The sequence below is a fragment of the Dyella sp. SG609 genome, assembly GCF_012275375.1.
Classification (GTDB): Bacteria; Pseudomonadota; Gammaproteobacteria; order Xanthomonadales; family Rhodanobacteraceae; genus Dyella_D; species Dyella_D marensis.
This window is the reverse complement of the sequence record NZ_JAAZQJ010000001.1, coordinates 731,210-748,140: the sequence shown is the minus strand read 5'-3', so window position 1 is coordinate 748,140 and position 16,931 is coordinate 731,210. Positions and strand designations below refer to the sequence as shown.

The following is a 16,931-nucleotide window of genomic DNA, read 5'->3' as shown; positions in this document are numbered from 1 at the left end:
CCGCTCAGCCGGTGGGGCCTCCCATCACCGGCAGGATCGCGCCGGAGATATAGCTGGCGCAGCTCGGCGCCGCGAGAAACACATAGGCGGGGGCCACTTCCTCCGGTTGCGCGGGGCGGCCCATGGGATTGGACGAACCGAACTTCGCCACGCTTTTCGCCGGCTGGTCCGCCGGATTGAGCGGCGTCCACACCGGCCCCGGCGCCACCGCATTCACGCGGATGCCCTGCTTCGCCAGGTTGGCCGACAGCGAGCGGGTGAACGCGTGGATCGCACCCTTGGTGGCGGAGTAGTCGAGCAGCCTGGGATTGCCGAACAGGCCGGTTTCCGAGCCGGTATTGATGATGCTGGCACCGGCTTTCATATGCGGCAGCGCCGCGCGCGCCATATGGAAATAACCGTACAGATTGGTGCGGAAGGTCAGATCCATATGTTCTTCGGTGATGTCCTGCAGGCTGTCGGCGTGTTCCTGGAAAGCGGCGTTGTTGACCAGCACGTCGAGGCGGCCGAATGCCTCCACGGTTTCGTCCACCGCCTGCCGGCAGAAATCCGGATCGACCACGTCGCCCTGGATCAGCAGGCAGCGGCCGCCCTCTTCCTCCACATGGCGGCGGGTTTCCTCCGCGTCGTCGCTGGATTCGAGATAGACAATGCCGACGTCGGCGCCTTCGCGCGCGAACAGCACGGCGACGGCGCGGCCGATGCCCGAGTCGCCGCCGGTGATCAGGGCGGCCATCCCCTTGAGCTTGTCGCTGCCCTTGTAATCGGGTGCCTCGAAGCGAGGGCGCGGCCGCAGCTGGTGTTCCTTGCCCGGCTTCGCCTGGTGCTGTTCCGGCAAGGGGATTTCCGGCTGCTTGCGCGCGCCGGCCTGCTTGGGTTTGGCCGGCTTGTTCGCGGCGCCGGCCTTGGCCTGGTCTTTTTCGTCGATGCCGCGCTGGACGGCGCGCTGGCGATTGGCGGCGGTGGTCGCCTTGGAGCGGGTGCGGGTGGCCATCGTGAGGAGTCCTCGCGCGGAAGCGGTGGGAAGGCATGCTTGCGCGTTCGATGGTCGGTTCGCCGCTATGAATCCGCTGTCAAATCGACTTGGTGATGGCGTGAGCGTTTAGCCGTGGCCCTGTTTCGCGCGGCGCAGCGGCGTTTCCTGCTTGTCGCCGCCGCGCACGTTCGGCGAAGCGGCGCGCACCTGTCCGCGCGCGCCCAGCAGCATTTCTTCCAGCCAGTGCACCAGGATCGAGCTGTAGGCTTCGCGCGAGGCCTCGTCGCCCAGGCTGTGGTCGGCGCCGCGGATCACCCGGTAGGTGAGCGAATGCGTTTGTGCGCAGGCCTTGCGGTAACTGGCCAGCACCGGCGACGGCACGATCTCGTCGTGCTCGGATTCCACGATCAGTACGTCGCCGGTGAAACGCGAGCAGGCACGCAGGGCGCGGTTGTCCTCCGCGGCGAGCGGTTCGCGCCGGTAGTCGGCCAGCTTCTGCACGCGCGCGAGCAGGCGCTTGGGCACACCCCAGTCCTCGTCGCGGTAGATGGCCGGCGCGCGCAGGCCCAGCCAGCGCACCGGGCGGCGCTCGGTGAGCAGCGCCGCGAGATAGCCGCCATAGCTGCTGCCCACCACCGCGATGCAATCGTGCTCGACCAGCGGATGCGCGGCGAGGAAGTCGTACGCGGCCAGCATGTCGTGCAGGTTTTCCTCGCGCGACACCGTATCGCGCTGGCTGGCGGTGGCGACGTGGCCGGTGAGGTCGAAGGTCAGGCAGACGCAGCCCAGCGCCGCCACCTTGTGCGCATTGGCGCGGTACTGGCGCTGGCTGCCGCCCCAGCCGTGCACCATCAGCACCGCCGGCATGCGCGGCGCGGGCGAGATCAGCGTGCCGGCCAGTTCGCGGCCGCGCATGCTGATATGGATGACGTCGTCACGTACCGGCACTGCGCTTGGTCCTCACGTACTTGATCAGGAAGCCGGCCTGCGCGTCGTCGCCGTGGTAGACGATCTTGGCGTCCGGCGGCACCGGCTCGCGTGGGTCGTAGCTCTCGCGGGTGGCGGCCCAGACCGTGCGGCGCGAGGGATAAGCCTGCAGCGCGCCCACCGCCTCCACCTCGGCCGCGCTGGCGCCGCCGATGCGCCAGGACTGCTCCAGCACGCCCGAGTACCAGCGGCCGGCGGCATCGCGGCCCTGCGCCACGTCGTAGTTGGCGCGCGAGGCGTAGATGGCCGGAAAACACTGCAGCGCCTCGTCGTGATAGCAGCGCGCCTGCTCCACCGCCAGGCGCTGGTCGCCGGTGAGCGGCAGCTGGCGCAGCGCTTCGAGGCCGCCCGGCACGCACAGCAGGTCGGTGCCGCCATAGACCCACAGGCCGTCGTGGTTGCGGGTGAGCCGCTGGCGGCCGACATAGCTGGCGCGGATGCCTTCAAGCACCACCTGCCCCACGCTCATGGTGGCCACGTCCTGCAGATTGCGTTCCACCACGTAGCCGCCGTCCAGCCACGGACCCGGCCCGGCCGCTTCGATCAGTGGCTCCAGCTCCGCGGCCGTGGACACCACGCGCTGGCCCAGGCCGCCCATGTCCCATGGCGACTTGATGCGCACGCTGCCATCGCGCAGCAGCTGCGCGGCGGCGATGCGCAGGTCGCTGGCGGTGAACACCGAATAGCCCGGCAGCACCACGTCGGCGATGCGCTCGGCGAAGCGTTCCGACCATCCCGGCGGCGCGACGCTGCCGGGATGCACCAGGCCATGCGTGATCAGCTTGGTGCCGACGAAATCCTCGTTCACCACGCCGCCGAACAGGTCGGCCGGACCGGCGATGCCGAAACGCCGCGCCTCGCGCGCATTCAAGGTGCGGTAGGGCACCACGTAGCGCTCGCCCTGCGGCCGGCGTTCGGTGTCGCGGCCGATGCCGCCGTAGCTCATGCCGAGCAGGCCGGCCAACCGTTCGGCGACCCACAGGTGGGTGGCCAGCTCGTGTCCGCCGGGCGCCTGGCCCATCGGCGCGTAGACGAGCACGCGTCTTGCATCGCGGGAATGCGGGGAGCTCTCAGCCATGGACACGGGTTCCTCCGGCGCTGGTGAGCAAGGGAACGGGATCCGGCCCGTCCGCCATGCCCGCAGTGTTCCCGCCGCGGCGCGCAAGGCACGTGAACGCGCGGCACCGCTTTCCCCACGCAGACAGACGAGGCCGATATGAAAACCAGACACGTCTTCAGTACCGACGGCATGGACATGGTCAAGCGCGGCATGAAGATCGCGCGCGAGTCCGGCATCGCCTTCGACGATATCTCGCTGATCGCGCGCGACGATATCGAGCTCGAAGCGATTCCCGACCAGCGCAAGGTGGTCGACAACGACTTCTACCCCGCCGCCGTGCGCGGCGTGGTCGGCGGCGGCGCGGCGGGCCTGCTGGCCGGCGTGGTGGCGGTGAGCATCGCTCCGATCGGCCTCACCCTCGCGGGCGTCGGCGCGATGACCCTGATCGGCGCCAGCATGGGCGCCTGGGCCAGCGCGCTGGCCGGCTCGTCGGTGCCCGATCCGGTGCGGCGCAAGTTCGAGGACGAGATCGCGCAGGGCCGCATCCTGCTGGTACTCGACGGCAGCGGCGAGGCGCTGGCGCGGGCGGCGCCGCGGCTGGCGGAGATCGGCGCACGGCAATTGCCGTTCGATACGCCGGCGGTGCTGAGCTGACGCGCACTGAAAATATTGCCGCCCGGCTGCGTTCTTTGCATGGATCAGGCCGCGCGGCGCTGCGCGGCCCGGCAAGCCATGCACGCTGCCATCACGCCGCCATGACTGCGCGTGCCGCTACAGTCCCCAAGCCCCATCCGCTGCATGCGATACCCGCCATGTCCACCATCCTGGTTATCGAAGACGAGCCCGAAATCCTGGAAGTCACCAGCGTCCTGCTGATTTCCTCGGGCTACCAGGTACTGCATGCGCGCAACGCGGAAGAAGGCTTTCGCGTGGCGCTGTCGCGCGACGACATCGACATCGTGTTCACCGACGTGAACCTGGGCAATGGCATGAGCGGTACCGCCCTGGTGGACAAGCTGCGCGCGCAAGGCTCGCGCGCGGCGATGGTGGTGGTGTCCGGCGACATGGACCCGTTCAGCGGCTGGTCGCATCCGCATGCCACCTTCCTGCCCAAGCCCTACGGGCGCCGCCAGCTGCTGTCGGCGATCGACGAGGCCTGCGGCCGCGCCGCCGGTGACGCTTCGCATTGGCACGCGCAGGCCTCGTGACCGGGACGGACCGCCGGCAACGCGATGCGACAAGGCCGCCCACGGGCCACGGCGCCGGCGGCGAACCGGCCTCCGGCGAGCTTGGACTGGCACCGGCGGGCCATTCCGAACCTGGCCAGTCCACGGAGCTTCCCGTGCCGACCGCCACCCCGCTTTCCTACGAACTGCTCGTGCATTCGATCGTCGACTACGCGATCTACATGCTGGACGCGCACGGCCGCATCGTCAGCTGGAACAAGGGCGCTGAACGCATCCTGGGCTACCGGCCGGACGAGGTGATCGGCCAGTCCGCCGCCATGTTCTACCCGGCCGCCGAACGCCGCGCCCACCGCGAGGAATATGCGCTGGCCATTGCCGCGCGCGTTGGCCGTCATGCGGAGGAAGCCTGGCGCGTGCGCAAGAACGGCCACCGCTTCTGGGCCTATGTGGCGCTGGACGCGATCCGCGACGAACACGGCGAACTGATCGGCTACGCCAAGATGCTGCGCGACATGACCGACCGGCGCATGGCCGAGGAAAAACTGCGCGAGAGCGAGCGGCGCTTCCGCCTGTTCGTCAACAGCGTGTCGGACTGCGCGATCTGCATGCTCAACGTGGAAGGCCTGGTCACCGAATGGAACCGCGGCGTGCGGCGGGTGAACGGTTTCCAGGCCGAGGACGTGGTCGGCCGCCACTACGCCACGTTCTTCGCGCCGGAGGACGTCGAAACCGGCCTGCCGCGGCGGCTGCTGGACGAAGCGCGCGCCGAAGGCAAGGCCGCCGCCGAATGCCTGCAGATGCGCAGCGACGGCAGCCGCTTCGAGGCCTGCGTGATCGTCGACGCGGTGCACGACCAGTCCAACCGGCTGCTCGGCTTCGCCCTGGTGATCCGCGACGTGAGCGAGCGCCGCGACAGCGAGCGGCATCTGGAAGAGGCGCGCGCACAGCTGTTCCAGGCGCAGAAGATCGAGGCGCTGGGCCAGCTGACCAGCGGCATCGCGCACGACTTCAACAATCTGCTGCAGGGGATCATCGGCTCGCTGGAAGTGGCCAGGCTGCGCGCGGGCCAGGGCGTGCTGCCGGACACCGTGCGCTTTATCGACAACGCGCACAGCGCCGCCGACCGCGCCGCCACCCTTACCCACCGCCTGCTGGCGTTCGCGCGGCGCCAGCCGCTGGTGACGCGCTCGGTGGACGTGCGCGAATCGATCCTGGGCATGGAGCAGCTGCTGCGCCAGACCATCGGCGAGTCGATCACGCTGCGCCTGGATTTCCCGCGCGAACCCTGCCTGGTGCTGTGCGACCCGCATCATTTCGAAAGCTCCCTGCTCAACCTGGCGATCAATGCGCGCGACGCCATGCGCGACGGCGGCCTGCTCGCCATCACCATCGGCCAGCTCGACAACGCCGGCAGCCCGCCGCAAGTGCCGCATCTGGCCCGCGGCCGCTACGTGGCCATCGCAATCAGCGACAACGGCTGCGGCATGGACGAGGCCACGCTCAAGCGCGCGATGGATCCGTTCTTCACCACCAAGCCCAAGGACCATGGCACCGGCCTTGGGCTGTCGATGGTGTACGGCTTCGCGGTGCAGTCCGGCGGCAGCGTGCGCATACGCAGCGAACCGGGCCGCGGCACCACGGTGACGCTTTACCTGCCCACCGGCCAGGCCACCGAGAGCGTCGCCGTGCCGGAGCCGCCGCGGCCGCGCAAGCTCGAAGGCCAGCCGACCATCCTGCTGGTGGAGGACGAACCGGCCGTGCGCGAACCGGTGGCGCTGCGCCTGCGCGAGATGGGCTTCGCGGTGATCGAGGCGGACAACGGCTACCGCGGACTGGAGATCCTGCGTTCGCCGCAGCCGCTGGACCTGGCCATCGCCGACATCGGCCTGCCCGGCATCAACGGCCGCATGATGATCGACAAGGCACCGCCGCACCGGCAGGGCCTGCGCGTGCTGTTCACTACCGGCTATGCGGATTCGTGGGTGCTGCAGCAGGGGCCGCCGCTGCGGGAAGGCATGGACATGCTGACCAAGCCGTTCGATATGGGCGCCTTGCTCAGCAAGATCTACACGCTGGCCGGGGTCGATTGAAGCCAGGCGCTTGGCCGGCATCTTCCGTCATGCCGGCGCAGGCCGGCATGACTTAAGGGATGCAACGCCGGCGCAGGCCAGCTAGTCGTCGTCCTTCGGCGCCTTCGCCGGCACGAACGGCGACACCGGATCGCTGGCCGGGAAGGTCTCCTCCAGGGAGTGGTCCTGGTTCTCGCTTTCCTTGCGCTTGCGCGCCGCGCGTTCGGCTTCGGTTTCCGGCGCTGTCTCGGGCGAGTCCATCGGGTGGCGCGTGTCTTTGCGGTCACGATCGTTCATGGCGAGGTTCCTCCGCAGGCGGCCGCAGGATGAAGCGGCACGCGTGAAACAGGCATGCAATCGGGCGCGCCGCCACGTGAACGCGGCGGGCGCGCCGGCATTGGCATGGCGTATGCGTGCCGATGCGGCACAGGCCATCGGGAGAACGCCATGAAACCATCGCAACGCGGTCCGCGCGACGAACCCGGCGATCCGGCCGGCCATGCGGGCGAACAAGGGCCGCGCCGCGCGCAGCCGGACGACGAAGACATCCTCCACACCATCTGCGAACGCCTCGCCGGCGATGCCGACGTGGACGCCAGCGAGATCGACGTCAGCGTGCGCGATGGCCGCGTGCTGCTGGCCGGCATGGTGCCCTCGCGCCAGACACGGCGCGATGCGGAAGCGATCGCCGAAAGCGCACGCGGCGTGCACGAAGTGGAGAACCGGCTGAAGGTGGAGAGCGAGGACACGCCGCCGTTCTGACGCTCAGATCACCAGCCAGCGCAGGCCCAGCTTGTGCAGGGAGCGCACCACGCCGCGCGCGTCGAACGGCACCGGCGACGCGGCGTCCGCACCCGGCGACGACCACACCGAAGCCATCAGCCGGCCGCCGATGCTGTGCAGCGCGAAGACCGGATAGGCCGGCAACGGACGCGCCGCATCGCCGGCCAGGTATTCGCTGCAGGACTCCGCGGGGACGATCAGGAAGGCGATCTCCCACGGATGCTGCCTGCGCCATGGCGCGAGATCGTCGAGGCTGCGCAGGTGCACCATGGGGTTGCGCAAGCCAGCCTCGCGCAGGCGTTGCGCCGCGCGTTCCACCTCGCCGCGCGCATCGGGCACCAGCATCACTACGGGTAATTCGGACATCGCCTCTCCTGCGCGCGCGGCAAACGCACCGCTTCCTGCGCAGCAAACGGTGTGCCATCGGATCACGGATGCTGTGTCGGCCTGTCCACGCGATTTAGACGAGGTGTGCACCCGAGCCCATGCACCATCGATAGCGCACGACACACCTCTTCCGCGGAACGCCCCGGTTTCCGCGGCATTCCGGCAACGCCCGGCCGCACGGCGGCGCGCCTCGCCGGCTCACGCCCGCTTGAGAACTCCATGACATCCATTGCACCCATGATCTTGCTGGTCGACGACGATCCCGGATGCCTGCAGGCGACGACGGCCCACGCGAAACTCAAGGGTTGCAAGGTGATCTCCGCCGCCAGTTTCGCCGCGGCGAGCGATGCGGCCACGGCGCATACCTACGACCTGGCTTTGATCGATGTCTCTCTGCCCGACGGCAATGGCCTGGATCTGCTCGAACGCATCGCACTGTCGCGCCATGGCCAGGCCATCGTGCTTACCGGCTTCCCCACGGTGGACACGGCGATCCGCACGGTGCGGCTGCCCGCGGCGGACTACCTGGTCAAGCCGATCCGCGGCGACAAGCTCGAGGAACTGCTGGATCGCGCGCGTGCCAGCGCCGCCCTGCGCCAGGCCGGCGAAGGCCAGCAGACGCACTGCGGCGCGCTGATCGGGCATAGCCGCGCGATGCGCGCGGTGTTCGAGAAGATCGAGCGTGTGGCACCGATGGACATAACCGTACTGATCCACGGCGAGAGCGGCACCGGCAAGGAACTGGCCGCGCGCGCCGTACATGAATTGAGCGGGCGCAAGGGCCGCTTCGTGGCGGTGAACTGCGGCGCGGTGGCGCCGGAGCTGCTGCCCAGCGAGATGTTCGGCCACGAGCGCGGCAGCTTTACCGGAGCGGTGCGCGACCATGCCGGCTATTTCGAACAGGCCGAGGGCGGCACCTTGTTCCTGGACGAATTCACCGAGATGCCCCTGGCGCTGCAGACGCATCTGCTGCGCGTGCTGGAGGAACGGCGCGTCACCCGCGTCGGCTCGAACAAGAGCCAGCCGGTGGACGTGCGCGTGGTGGCGGCCTGCAACCGCGTGCCGGCGGAGGCGGTCGACCAGGGCCTGCTGCGCCAGGACCTGTACTACCGGCTGATGGACTTTCCCATCCGCATGCCGGCGCTGCGCGAGCATCCGGACGACATTCCCTATGTCGCGGCGCACCTGCTGGAGCGGCTCAACGAGCGCTATGGCACCAACAAGCAGTTTTCCGCCGACGCCATGACGCGGCTGCTGGCGCACCATTGGCCCGGCAATGTGCGCGAACTCCGCCACGTGATCCAGCGCGCCTTCGTGCTGGCGGAAGATTCGATCGACATACCCGCGTCGCTGCAGGCGATGGACGCGCCGCTGCGCGACCGCACCCGCTTCGACATGCACGTGGGCATGTCGCTGGAGGAAATGGAAAAGCGCGCGCTGCTCGGCACGCTGGAGTACTTCAACTACGACAAGGCGCGCACCGCCGACGTGCTGGGCATCAGCCTCAAGACCATCTACAACAAGCTCGCCCGCTACGCGTCGACCGACGACGAGCTGGCACACAAGCCCTAGGTGCGGCACCAGGCCATGACGAGCCTCCCTGTTCCCGCCGGTGAACGCATGGTCGACAGCGCGTCGCCACGCCGTGTCCGCCGGCCCGGCCGGCGCGAGAGCCGGCGTGTAATTTCTTCCTTCGCTTGCACTTACTACCAGCAGCGCGCAGCCATCCGCGCGGCCGCGCGCCGCCCTGGCGCCAACGACGCGCTGGCGAACGCTGGCATGGATGTTGCGATACCCGATGCGGCGGCACTGCCGCCGCATCGGCGAGGCGTGAGGGTTCACAGCACGCCCATCAGGAGCAGCACGATCACGATGATCAGCAGTACGCCGAGTCCGCCGCTGGGCCCGTAACCCCAGGCACGGCTGTAGGGCCAGGCCGGCACGGCACCGATCAGCAACAGAACGAGCACGATCAAGAGGATCATCGACAACGACATGACGTTTCTCCTGTCTTCGGTGGCAGCTTGAACGCAGCAGCAACCGTGCCATGCGGCGCCGTCCGCCACCGGACATTCATCCCCCCCTTAGCGGAGACTATCCATGACTGCCACCAACCAGCACGACGTCAAGGTTCTCAACGACCTCATCGCCACCACGCTCGACAGCGCCGACGGCTACGCCGAAGCGTCCAAGGACGCCAAGAGCTCGCAGTTGGCCAGCCTGTTCCGCGACCGCGCGGCCGAGCGCGAACAGGTGGTGGGCAAGCTGCAGCAGCGCGTGGCCTTCCTCGGCGGCAAGCCGGAGGACAGCGGCACCGTACTGGCCTCGGCGCATCGGGTATTCACCAATCTGCGCAACAGCCTGAGCAAGAGCGACGCGGCAGTGATCGACGAGGTCGAACGCGGCGAGGACCACATCAAGCACAAGTTCGAGCACGCGCTGGAGGATGGCGAGGTGACGCAGGATACGAAGGCCATCATCGCCGACGCGAATATCTCGGTGCGCAGCGGACACGATCAGATGAGCCGGATGAAGCACATGCTGCATTCGTAAGCACGGCACCCGCTACGCATGGCGTGGGTTGGGGTGAGCCAAAGGCGAACCCCAACGTGCCCGGCACCGGGAACACCGCGTTGGGGTTCGCTGCGCTCACCCCAACCTACGGCGGACCGCGAGATCGGTTACATCGACAGCAGGCTTGCATCGATATCCTCGATGCCCTGCTCGATCTCGCCGAAGCCCTCCCACGGATCCTTGCGCTGCCGCTTCAGCCGCTGCACGGCCGTGCGGATATCGAACGCATCGCCGCCTTTCAATTTCCCCAGCTCGTCCCAGCGCAGCGGCATCGCCACCGGCGCGCCCTTGCGCGCGCGCAGCGAGTACGAGGCGATGCTGGTCGAGCCGCGGGCATTGCGCAGGTAGTCGACGAAGATCAGCCCTTCGCGGCGGCTCTTGCTGGCCTGGGCGATGAATTCGTCCGGCCAGGCGCGCGCCAGGGCATCGGCAAACGCATGCGCGAAGCCCTTGACCTGCGCCCACGCGCAGGCCGGGCGCAACGGCACCACCACGTGCAGGCCCTTGCCGCCGGTGGTGCGCAGGAAGGACGCCAGGCCCACCTGCCCCAGCAGCTTGCGCACCAGGCGCGCGGCCGCCACCACGCGCGGCCACTTCACGTCGGGCGCGGGGTCGAGGTCGAACACCATCACGTCGGCGTGCTCCGGATCGCTGGCCAGCGCACCCCAGGGATGGAATTCGAGGACGCCGAACTGCACCAGCTCCATCACCGCCTCCGCGTCGTCGGGGCATAGATAGATCGCGCTGTCGCCGCGCTGTTCTTTCAGCTTCGCGCCGCGCACGTGGTGCAGGCCTTTCATCATGTGCTTCTGGAAGAAGCAGTCGCCCGCGGTGCCTTCGGGGCAGCGCAGCACCGAGACCGGCCGGCCGGCCACGCCCGGCAGAAACACCGGCATCACGGACTGGTAGTAATCGGCGACGTCCTGCTTGGTGATGCCCAGGTCGGCATAGATCACGCGCTCGGGATGGGTAATGGTCACCATGGCTGGCTCCTGCGCGGACGAGGCGCCGCGCCTGCGTTTCGATGGCCTGGCCGATGCGGCGGATGCGCGTTCGCGTTCGCGCTCGCGCTCGCCCTCGCCCTGGCCCAGGTCGCCGATGTCCTTGTCCAGGCGCACCGTCTTGAGGCTGGGCTGGCGCAGCAGGCCGTGGTTGCCGTAGCCGCGAAAATACACCTCCACCACCACGGCGGGCGCCACCCACGTGGCCTGGCGCAGCAGGGGATCGATGGTGTCCTGTTCCACCGGCGGCGATTTGCGTATGTGCCGACGCAGTTGCGCGGCTATCTGCCGCAGCTGCTCCGCGCCAAAACCCGTGCCCACGCGGCCGGCGAAATCCCAGCCGCCCTTGGCATTGGGCCGGCCCAGCAGCAGCGAACCGAAACCCTCGCGCGTCCCCTTGCCCGGGGTGTAGCCGACTACCGCGAACTCGTCGCTTTGCATCAGCTTGGACTTGCGCCAGTCGTCGCCGCGGCCGCCGCGGTAGGGCGAGTCGGCCAGCTTGGAGACGATGCCTTCGACCTTCCATTTTTCGGCCAGCTGCAACATGCCCTCGCCGCCACCGGTGTGGTGGGCGCTGAACAGCAGCTGGTGCTGCGTATCGGGCGCGGCGGCCAGCAGGCGCTGCAGCAGCTGCTTGCGCTCGTGCAGCGGCGCGCGGCTGAGGTCGTGGCCCTGCAGATGGATCAGGTCGAAGATCGCATACATCAGCGGCGCGCGCGATTCGCCGGACAGCACCTGCTGCAGCGTGCCGAAGTCGCTGTGCCCATGGCGGATGGCGATCAGCTCGCCGTCCAGGCGCGCGCTGTCCAGGCCCAGCAGCTCCAGCGCATGCACGATGGCCGGCACGCGGCCGGTCCAGGCGATGCGGTTGCGCGACCACAAGGTGACTTCGCCGTCGGCGATGGCGGCGAGCAGGCGGTAGCCGTCCCATTTCACTTCGTGCAGCCACTGGTCGCCGCGGGGCGGTTGTTCGACCAGGCGGCACAGTTCCGGCGCGAAGTATTCGGCCTGGATGGCGGCCTTGCGCGCACCCGGCAGCGCGGCGGCCTGCTTGGCCAGCGTGGCGAGCGAGGCGCGCCGGGCGGTGCGCTGGCGGCTGGCCTTGGCATGCTTCGCCGCGGCGGGTACCGCTTTCTTGCCCGCTGTCTTCTTCGCCATGCCTTTCTTCGCGCTCTTGCTCGCCGCCGGCCCGGCTGCCTCGCCGTCCTCGACCGCATAGCGGTCGTGCGCCTTGATCAGGAACCACGACGGTTGCCGCTCCTTGCGGTGCCCGCGCACCAGATGCCAGCTGCCTTTCAGCCGCTGCCCATGCAAGGTGAAATGCAGATGTCCCTTGCGCAACTGCTGGTCGACATCGCCCTCGGCGGACCACACGCCGCGGTCGTAGCAATCCACGTGGCCGGCACCGTAGTTGCCTTCGGGAATATCGCCTTCGAAATCCGCGTAGGCCAGCGGATGGTCTTCCACCTCCACCGCCAGGCGCTTTACCGAAGGATCGAAGCTGGGTTCCTTCGGCACCGCCCAGCTCTTCAGCACACCGTCGATCTCCAGGCGGAAGTCGTAGTGCAGCCGCCGCGCCGCGTGCTTCTGCACCACGAAGATGCTGCCGCCGGCCTTGGCGCGCGCCGTGGGCGGCGGCTCGGCGGTGTGCCGGAAGTTGCGCTTGCGTCGATATTCCTGAAGTTTCATGGCGGGACCGGCCGGCGCCGGCGCCGCGCCGGCAGTGGGGCCAGCCTAGTGCTGCGGCTGTGACCATAAGGTTGATAGCCGACATCGGTACAGCGGACACGCAGCGGTCACGCCCGCTTTACCCGTGCCACGCTTTGCTGCGATCCCCCTTCCGCTATCCGGGTGGCCCCGCCATGCCTCGTCCGATCTGGAACGGCTCGCTTTCGTTCGGCCTGTTGAATATCCCGATGTCGCTGATGCCCGCGGAGCGCAACGTAGACCTGCATTTCCGCATGCTGGACGGACGCAACAACGCGCCGATCCGCTATGAGCGCGTCAATACCGAGACCGGCGAGGAAGTGCCGTGGAAAGACATCGTGCGCGCCTTCGAATACAAGAAAGGCAGCTATGTGGTGCTGGAGCCGGAGGACGTGCAGGCCGCCCGCTCGGAAAGCAAGGAGATGGTGGAAATCGAGGCGTTCGTCGAGGCCGATGCCGTGGGGCCGGAGTATGTCGAGAAGCCCTACGTGCTGGTGCCGGCGAAAAAAGCCGAGAAAGGCTATGTACTGCTGCGCGAGATCCTGGCGCGCACCGGCCGGGTGGGCATCGCGCGGGTGGTGATCCGCTCGCGCGAATACCTGTGCGAGGTGGTGCCGCGCGACAAGGCGCTGTACCTGATGCTGCTGCGCTATCCGCAGGAGATCGTCGACGCCAGCGAGTACAGCATTCCGGACCAGGCACCCTCGCATTACCGCATCTCTGCGCGCGAGATGGACATGGCCGAGCAGCTGATCGAGGCGATGAGTACGAAGTGGAAGGCCGACGATTACAAGGACGAATACCGCGACCGGCTGAAGAAGACCATCGAGAAGCGGATGAAGTCCAAGGGCGTGGTCACGCCGGTGGAACGGGAGGAAGAGCCGGCCGAGGAAACGGCGACCAATGTGGTGGACTTCATGTCGCTGCTGCAGAAGAGCTTGTCGGATAACAAGCGGACGCCGGCGGCAAAGAAGGCGCCAGCCAAGAAGGCGGCGGCGAGGTCGAAGCAGAAAGCCCCGGCGAAGAAGGCGGCAAAGCGGGCCGGCCACCGGCGACGCTGAAAGAACGCCACGCCGCACGGCGTAGGTTGGGGTGAGCCAAAGGCGAACCCCAACGCATTGCATCGTGGTCGCATTGTTGGGGTTCGCCTTTGGCTCACCCCAACCTACACACGAGGGTAGCGTTTCAGAAACGCAGCCGCACGAACAGCGAAGGCCCATTGACCTTCATATCCAGCTGGTCGTCATACGCATTGTGGCGCTGCTTGATCTTGATCTTGGTGTAGCCGTACTCCGCGCCCACGCCGACGTTCTTCCAGGGAAACCATTCCAGCCCGACCGCCCCGTTGTAGATATGGCCGCCCAGCTTGCCGCCGTTCTTCTTCACGCCCGAGGCATCCACATACACGCGGAACTGGTCGTTGATCGCATAGCGCCAGCCCAGCTGCAGCATCGGCGCCCAGGCGTTGTCGTCGCTCTTGGCGGTGGCCTGCGCCGTCTGCCCAAGCACGGTTGCCTCGCCGCTCAGCCGCGTACTGACGCCGTAGTACGCGGCGCCGACACCGAGGCCGAATACGCCATTGCCGCTGCCGAACCACCAGTGATATGCGGCGCTGCCGAAATCGAAATTCAATTTGCCGCTGACCTTGGCCGAAGCGCCATACGTCACGCCGCGATAATCGATGGCGCGGGCGATATAGCGCGTTTCCTCGCGATTGATCGTGTAGTAATCGAACGAGAAGCCCTGGTGTTCGCCGAGCAGCACGTCGACGCGTGCCCGCGGGCTGAGCTTGTGATCGGGAAAACCGAGGTCGTCTTCCAGATTGATATGGCCGCGGACCAGGTTATTGCGGTCATTCGCGCTGATTCTCGTATCCGTGTTGGCATAGAAGCCGCCCAGCCACACGCTGACGTTATCCAGCGCGGGCGATTGCTGCGCGGCGACGGCGCCGCTGCCGCAGGCGAGCAGCACGGCGGCCGAGAGCTTGGCTGCGACGCGGACGTTCGAGCGCCGGTTCCGTTCGTTCATGCGTGGACTCCTGATGTCGAGGTGCGCTGGAAATCTAGTCAGAACGAAGTCGACATCATGTTGGCCGACCGTGAAGAGCGCGACGACATTGCGTATGGCAAAGAACGTGCGATGAATGCGGCTGCTCGCCAGCGCATGCTTCGCGTGCAACAGCCCGTTCACGGGCGCGTGCCGCGGACTTGAACCGTGCGTGCCCACACTGCGGCAGCATGCATACCGTCGGCGATTTCATTCTCGAACGCCTCAGCGACTGGGGCATCAAGCGCGTGTTCGGTTATCCGGGCGACGGCATCAACGGCTTGATGGGCGCGATGGGCCGCGCCGCGGACCGCTTCGACTACGTGCGTGTGCGCCATGAGGAAATGGCAGCGTTCATGGCCTGCGGGCACGCGAAGTTCACCGGACAGATCGGCGTATGCCTGGCCACGTCAGGGCCGGGCGCCATCCATCTGCTCAATGGCCTTTACGACGCGCGGCTGGACCATATGCCGGTGCTGGCCATCGTCGGCCAGCAGGCACGCTCGGCGCTGGGCAGCGACTACCAGCAGGAAGTGGATCTGCAATCGCTGTTCAAGGATGTCGCCAACTACGTGGAAACCGTCACCACGCCAGCGCAGGTGCGCCACGTGCTGGACCGCGCGATCCGCATCGCGCAGGCCGAACGCGCCGTTGCGGTGGTGGTGGTGCCGCACGATCTGCAACTGCTGCCTGCCGTGCCCAGTCCGCCGCGCAAGCATGGCAACGTGTATTCCGGCGTCGGCCTTGCCCTGCCCCATCCGCAACCGACGGCCATGGAAATGGAGCGCGCCGCCTCGGTGATCAATGCGGGCCAGCGCGTCGCCATCCTGGTCGGCGCGGGCGCGCTTGACGCGTCGGCGGAAGTGCGCGAACTGGCCGAACGGCTCGATGCCGGCGTGGCCAAGGCATTGCTGGGCAAGACCGTGTTGCCGGACGATCTGCCTTACGTGACCGGCCCCATCGGCCTGCTCGGCAGCAAGCCGAGCTGGGCGCTGATGAACGGTTGCGACACGCTGCTGATGATCGGCACCACGTTCCCGTATTCGGAATTCCTGCCGCCGGACGGCCAAGCGCGCGCGGTACAGATCGATATCGCACCGCGCAACATGTCGCTGCGCTACCCGGCGGAAGTGAACCTGGTAGGCGATGCGGCCGCGACGATCCGCCGCCTGCTGCCATTGCTGCGCGAGAAGCGCAATCCGGACTGGCGCGAGCGCATCGAATTGAACGTGCGCAAATGGTGGCGCCTGCTGGAAGACCGCGCCATGGCGCCGGCTACGCCGATCAACCCGCAACGCGTGTTCTGGGAGTTGTCCGCGCACTTGCCCGACAACGTCATCGTCTGCGGCGACTGCGGTTCGCACACCGGCTGGTTCGCGCGCGACGTGAAGCTGCGCGATGGCATGCTCGCCTCCCTCTCCGGCGGCCTGGCCACCATGGGCGGCGGCGTGCCTTATGCGATCGCCGCGAAGATGGCCTGGCCGGACCGGCCGGTGCTGGCCATCGTCGGCGACGGCGCGATGCAGATGAACGGCAATGCCGAACTGGTCACCGTCAAGCAGTACTGCAAGCGCTGGAGCGATCCGCGTTTCGTGGTGCTGGTGGTGTCCAACCGCGATCTGAACCAGGTGACCTGGGAACAGCGCGCGCTGGCCGGCGATCCGAAATTCGACGCGGCGCAGGACGTCGAACCGTTCCCTTATGCGCGCTACGGCGAGCTGCTGGGATTTCGCGGCCTGTGCGTGGATCGCCCCGAGCAGATCGCCGAGGCGTGGCGTGCCGCCTTCGCGGCGGACGGCCCGGTGGTGATCCAGGCCGAGACCGATCCGGACGTGCCGCCGCTGCCGCCGCACGTGAACTGGGAGCAGGCCCGCCACTACCTGAGCGCCCTGGCCGGCGGCGATACCGACCGCGCCGGCGTGGTGCGCCAGACGGCGCGCCAGGTGCTGGCCGGCCTGTTCGGCGCCGAAGATTGAAGCGAGGTACCTCACATGCCCAAACCACCCGCCAACCGCCCGCACGGCAGCGGCGACCGCAACGTCAACGCCGTGGCCCGCCAGGACCGTAAAGGCCAGAAGGACCGCGACCGCAAGATCCGCGAAGGCGAGAAGGCCACCGACAAGGCGGCCAAGCGCGACACCGGCGTGCGCTAGC

At 67.9% G+C, this 16,931-nt stretch carries 17 protein-coding genes; 9 read left to right on the top strand and 8 right to left on the bottom strand.

The window, feature by feature from the left end:
• Nucleotides 1-4: 4 nt before the first annotated feature.
• The 3 genes from FHW85_RS03265 to FHW85_RS03255 all read right to left on the bottom strand — a co-directional run bounded on the left by FHW85_RS03265 (nt 5) and on the right by FHW85_RS03255 (nt 3,041).
• Nucleotides 5-994 (bottom strand): SDR family oxidoreductase, encoded by a 990-nt coding sequence (locus FHW85_RS03265; RefSeq protein WP_167256987.1) that lies wholly within the window; start codon nt 992-994, stop codon nt 5-7.
• Between the two features lie 108 nt (nt 995-1,102).
• On the bottom strand, nt 1,103-1,924 hold the full coding sequence (locus FHW85_RS03260; protein WP_343203610.1) for an alpha/beta fold hydrolase: 822 nt from the start codon (nt 1,922-1,924) through the stop codon (nt 1,103-1,105).
• Nucleotides 1,911-3,041 carry a DUF3182 family protein gene (locus FHW85_RS03255; protein WP_168647286.1) on the bottom strand — a complete coding sequence of 377 codons (1,131 nt, stop codon included), beginning with the start codon at nt 3,039-3,041 and terminating at the stop codon, nt 1,911-1,913. Before FHW85_RS03255 ends, FHW85_RS03260 begins: the two co-directional genes overlap by 14 nt.
• Before the next feature lie 138 nt (nt 3,042-3,179).
• Here FHW85_RS03255 and FHW85_RS03250 point away from each other — a divergent pair, with 138 nt between their 5' ends.
• The 3 genes from FHW85_RS03250 to FHW85_RS03240 all read left to right on the top strand — a co-directional run bounded on the left by FHW85_RS03250 (nt 3,180) and on the right by FHW85_RS03240 (nt 6,300).
• Entirely contained in the window at nt 3,180-3,677 is a 498-nt protein-coding gene (locus FHW85_RS03250) for a hypothetical protein (protein WP_167256985.1), read from the top strand.
• A gap of 158 nt (nt 3,678-3,835) precedes the next feature.
• Nucleotides 3,836-4,231: a response regulator gene (locus FHW85_RS03245; RefSeq protein WP_167256984.1), complete on the top strand. Its 396-nt coding sequence runs from the start codon at nt 3,836-3,838 to the stop codon at nt 4,229-4,231.
• Nucleotides 4,232-4,365: 134 nt separating this feature from the next.
• Nucleotides 4,366-6,300 carry a PAS domain-containing hybrid sensor histidine kinase/response regulator gene (locus FHW85_RS03240; RefSeq protein WP_168647285.1) on the top strand — a complete coding sequence of 645 codons (1,935 nt, stop codon included), beginning with the start codon at nt 4,366-4,368 and terminating at the stop codon, nt 6,298-6,300.
• Nucleotides 6,301-6,381: 81 nt separating this feature from the next.
• Here FHW85_RS03240 and FHW85_RS03235 read toward each other — a convergent pair whose 3' ends face one another.
• A complete protein-coding gene (locus FHW85_RS03235; RefSeq protein WP_167256982.1) occupies nt 6,382-6,576 on the bottom strand; it encodes a hypothetical protein in 195 nt (64 codons plus the stop codon).
• Between the two features lie 150 nt (nt 6,577-6,726).
• On the opposite strand from FHW85_RS03235, the gene FHW85_RS03230 reads away from it, so the two are divergent.
• Nucleotides 6,727-7,041, top strand: a complete 315-nt coding sequence (locus tag FHW85_RS03230) for a BON domain-containing protein (protein ID WP_168647284.1) — start codon at nt 6,727-6,729, stop codon at nt 7,039-7,041.
• Nucleotides 7,042-7,044: 3 nt separating this feature from the next.
• On the opposite strand, the gene FHW85_RS03225 is transcribed toward FHW85_RS03230, so the two are convergent.
• Nucleotides 7,045-7,428: a hypothetical protein gene (locus tag FHW85_RS03225; RefSeq protein ID WP_168647283.1), complete on the bottom strand. Its 384-nt coding sequence runs from the start codon at nt 7,426-7,428 to the stop codon at nt 7,045-7,047.
• A 258-nt stretch (nt 7,429-7,686) separates the two neighbouring features.
• Here FHW85_RS03225 and FHW85_RS03220 point away from each other — a divergent pair, with 258 nt between their 5' ends.
• Nucleotides 7,687-9,021 (top strand): sigma-54 dependent transcriptional regulator, encoded by a 1,335-nt coding sequence (locus FHW85_RS03220; protein WP_168647282.1) that lies wholly within the window; start codon nt 7,687-7,689, stop codon nt 9,019-9,021.
• Nucleotides 9,022-9,287: 266 nt separating this feature from the next.
• Here the strand turns inward: FHW85_RS03220 and FHW85_RS03215 are convergent, their stop codons facing one another.
• The gene (locus FHW85_RS03215; RefSeq protein ID WP_208399825.1) at nt 9,288-9,440 is read right to left on the bottom strand and encodes a DUF3309 family protein; all 153 of its coding nucleotides are present in this window, start codon (nt 9,438-9,440) and stop codon (nt 9,288-9,290) included.
• Nucleotides 9,441-9,549: 109 nt separating this feature from the next.
• Between FHW85_RS03215 and FHW85_RS03210 the strand changes: the two genes are divergently transcribed.
• Nucleotides 9,550-10,002, top strand: coding sequence for a PA2169 family four-helix-bundle protein (locus FHW85_RS03210; protein WP_167256977.1), 453 nt, complete (start codon nt 9,550-9,552; stop codon nt 10,000-10,002).
• 128 nt (nt 10,003-10,130) lie between these two features.
• Here FHW85_RS03210 and ligD read toward each other — a convergent pair whose 3' ends face one another.
• Nucleotides 10,131-12,713: a DNA ligase D gene (gene ligD / locus FHW85_RS03205; protein WP_168647281.1), complete on the bottom strand. Its 2,583-nt coding sequence runs from the start codon at nt 12,711-12,713 to the stop codon at nt 10,131-10,133.
• 173 nt (nt 12,714-12,886) lie between these two features.
• Between ligD and FHW85_RS03200 the strand changes: the two genes are divergently transcribed.
• Nucleotides 12,887-13,792, top strand: coding sequence for a Ku protein (locus FHW85_RS03200; RefSeq protein ID WP_167256975.1), 906 nt, complete (start codon nt 12,887-12,889; stop codon nt 13,790-13,792).
• Between the two features lie 124 nt (nt 13,793-13,916).
• Here FHW85_RS03200 and FHW85_RS03195 read toward each other — a convergent pair whose 3' ends face one another.
• Nucleotides 13,917-14,759 (bottom strand): outer membrane beta-barrel protein, encoded by an 843-nt coding sequence (locus FHW85_RS03195; RefSeq protein ID WP_168647280.1) that lies wholly within the window; start codon nt 14,757-14,759, stop codon nt 13,917-13,919.
• 209 nt (nt 14,760-14,968) lie between these two features.
• Here FHW85_RS03195 and FHW85_RS03190 point away from each other — a divergent pair, with 209 nt between their 5' ends.
• Together FHW85_RS03190 and FHW85_RS03185 are read left to right on the top strand one after the other, a co-directional pair.
• Complete coding sequence (locus FHW85_RS03190; RefSeq protein ID WP_168647279.1) at nt 14,969-16,753, top strand: thiamine pyrophosphate-requiring protein; 1,785 nt, start codon at nt 14,969-14,971, stop codon at nt 16,751-16,753.
• A 15-nt stretch (nt 16,754-16,768) separates the two neighbouring features.
• Nucleotides 16,769-16,930, top strand: a complete 162-nt coding sequence (locus FHW85_RS03185) for a hypothetical protein (protein WP_167256972.1) — start codon at nt 16,769-16,771, stop codon at nt 16,928-16,930.
• Nucleotide 16,931: the final 1 nt, after the last annotated feature.

What these genes read in the sequence shown, in the direction of transcription:
- FHW85_RS03210 (WP_167256977.1), top strand. Translation starts at nt 9,550, where the DNA reads ATGACTGCCACCAACCAGCACGACGTCAAGGTTCTCAACGACCTCATC.
- FHW85_RS03250 (WP_167256985.1), top strand. Translation starts at nt 3,180, where the DNA reads ATGAAAACCAGACACGTCTTCAGTACCGACGGCATGGACATGGTCAAG.
- FHW85_RS03195 (WP_168647280.1), bottom strand. Translation starts at nt 14,759, where the DNA reads ATGAACGAACGGAACCGGCGCTCGAACGTCCGCGTCGCAGCCAAGCTC.
- FHW85_RS03235 (WP_167256982.1), bottom strand. Translation starts at nt 6,576, where the DNA reads ATGAACGATCGTGACCGCAAAGACACGCGCCACCCGATGGACTCGCCC.
- FHW85_RS03220 (WP_168647282.1), top strand. Translation starts at nt 7,687, where the DNA reads ATGATCTTGCTGGTCGACGACGATCCCGGATGCCTGCAGGCGACGACG.
- FHW85_RS03255 (WP_168647286.1), bottom strand. Translation starts at nt 3,041, where the DNA reads ATGGCTGAGAGCTCCCCGCATTCCCGCGATGCAAGACGCGTGCTCGTC.
- FHW85_RS03230 (WP_168647284.1), top strand. Translation starts at nt 6,727, where the DNA reads ATGAAACCATCGCAACGCGGTCCGCGCGACGAACCCGGCGATCCGGCC.
- FHW85_RS03200 (WP_167256975.1), top strand. Translation starts at nt 12,887, where the DNA reads ATGCCTCGTCCGATCTGGAACGGCTCGCTTTCGTTCGGCCTGTTGAAT.
- FHW85_RS03245 (WP_167256984.1), top strand. Translation starts at nt 3,836, where the DNA reads ATGTCCACCATCCTGGTTATCGAAGACGAGCCCGAAATCCTGGAAGTC.
- FHW85_RS03185 (WP_167256972.1), top strand. Translation starts at nt 16,769, where the DNA reads ATGCCCAAACCACCCGCCAACCGCCCGCACGGCAGCGGCGACCGCAAC.
- FHW85_RS03265 (WP_167256987.1), bottom strand. Translation starts at nt 994, where the DNA reads ATGGCCACCCGCACCCGCTCCAAGGCGACCACCGCCGCCAATCGCCAG.
- FHW85_RS03190 (WP_168647279.1), top strand. Translation starts at nt 14,969, where the DNA reads ATGCATACCGTCGGCGATTTCATTCTCGAACGCCTCAGCGACTGGGGC.
- ligD (WP_168647281.1), bottom strand. Translation starts at nt 12,713, where the DNA reads ATGAAACTTCAGGAATATCGACGCAAGCGCAACTTCCGGCACACCGCC.
- FHW85_RS03225 (WP_168647283.1), bottom strand. Translation starts at nt 7,428, where the DNA reads ATGTCCGAATTACCCGTAGTGATGCTGGTGCCCGATGCGCGCGGCGAG.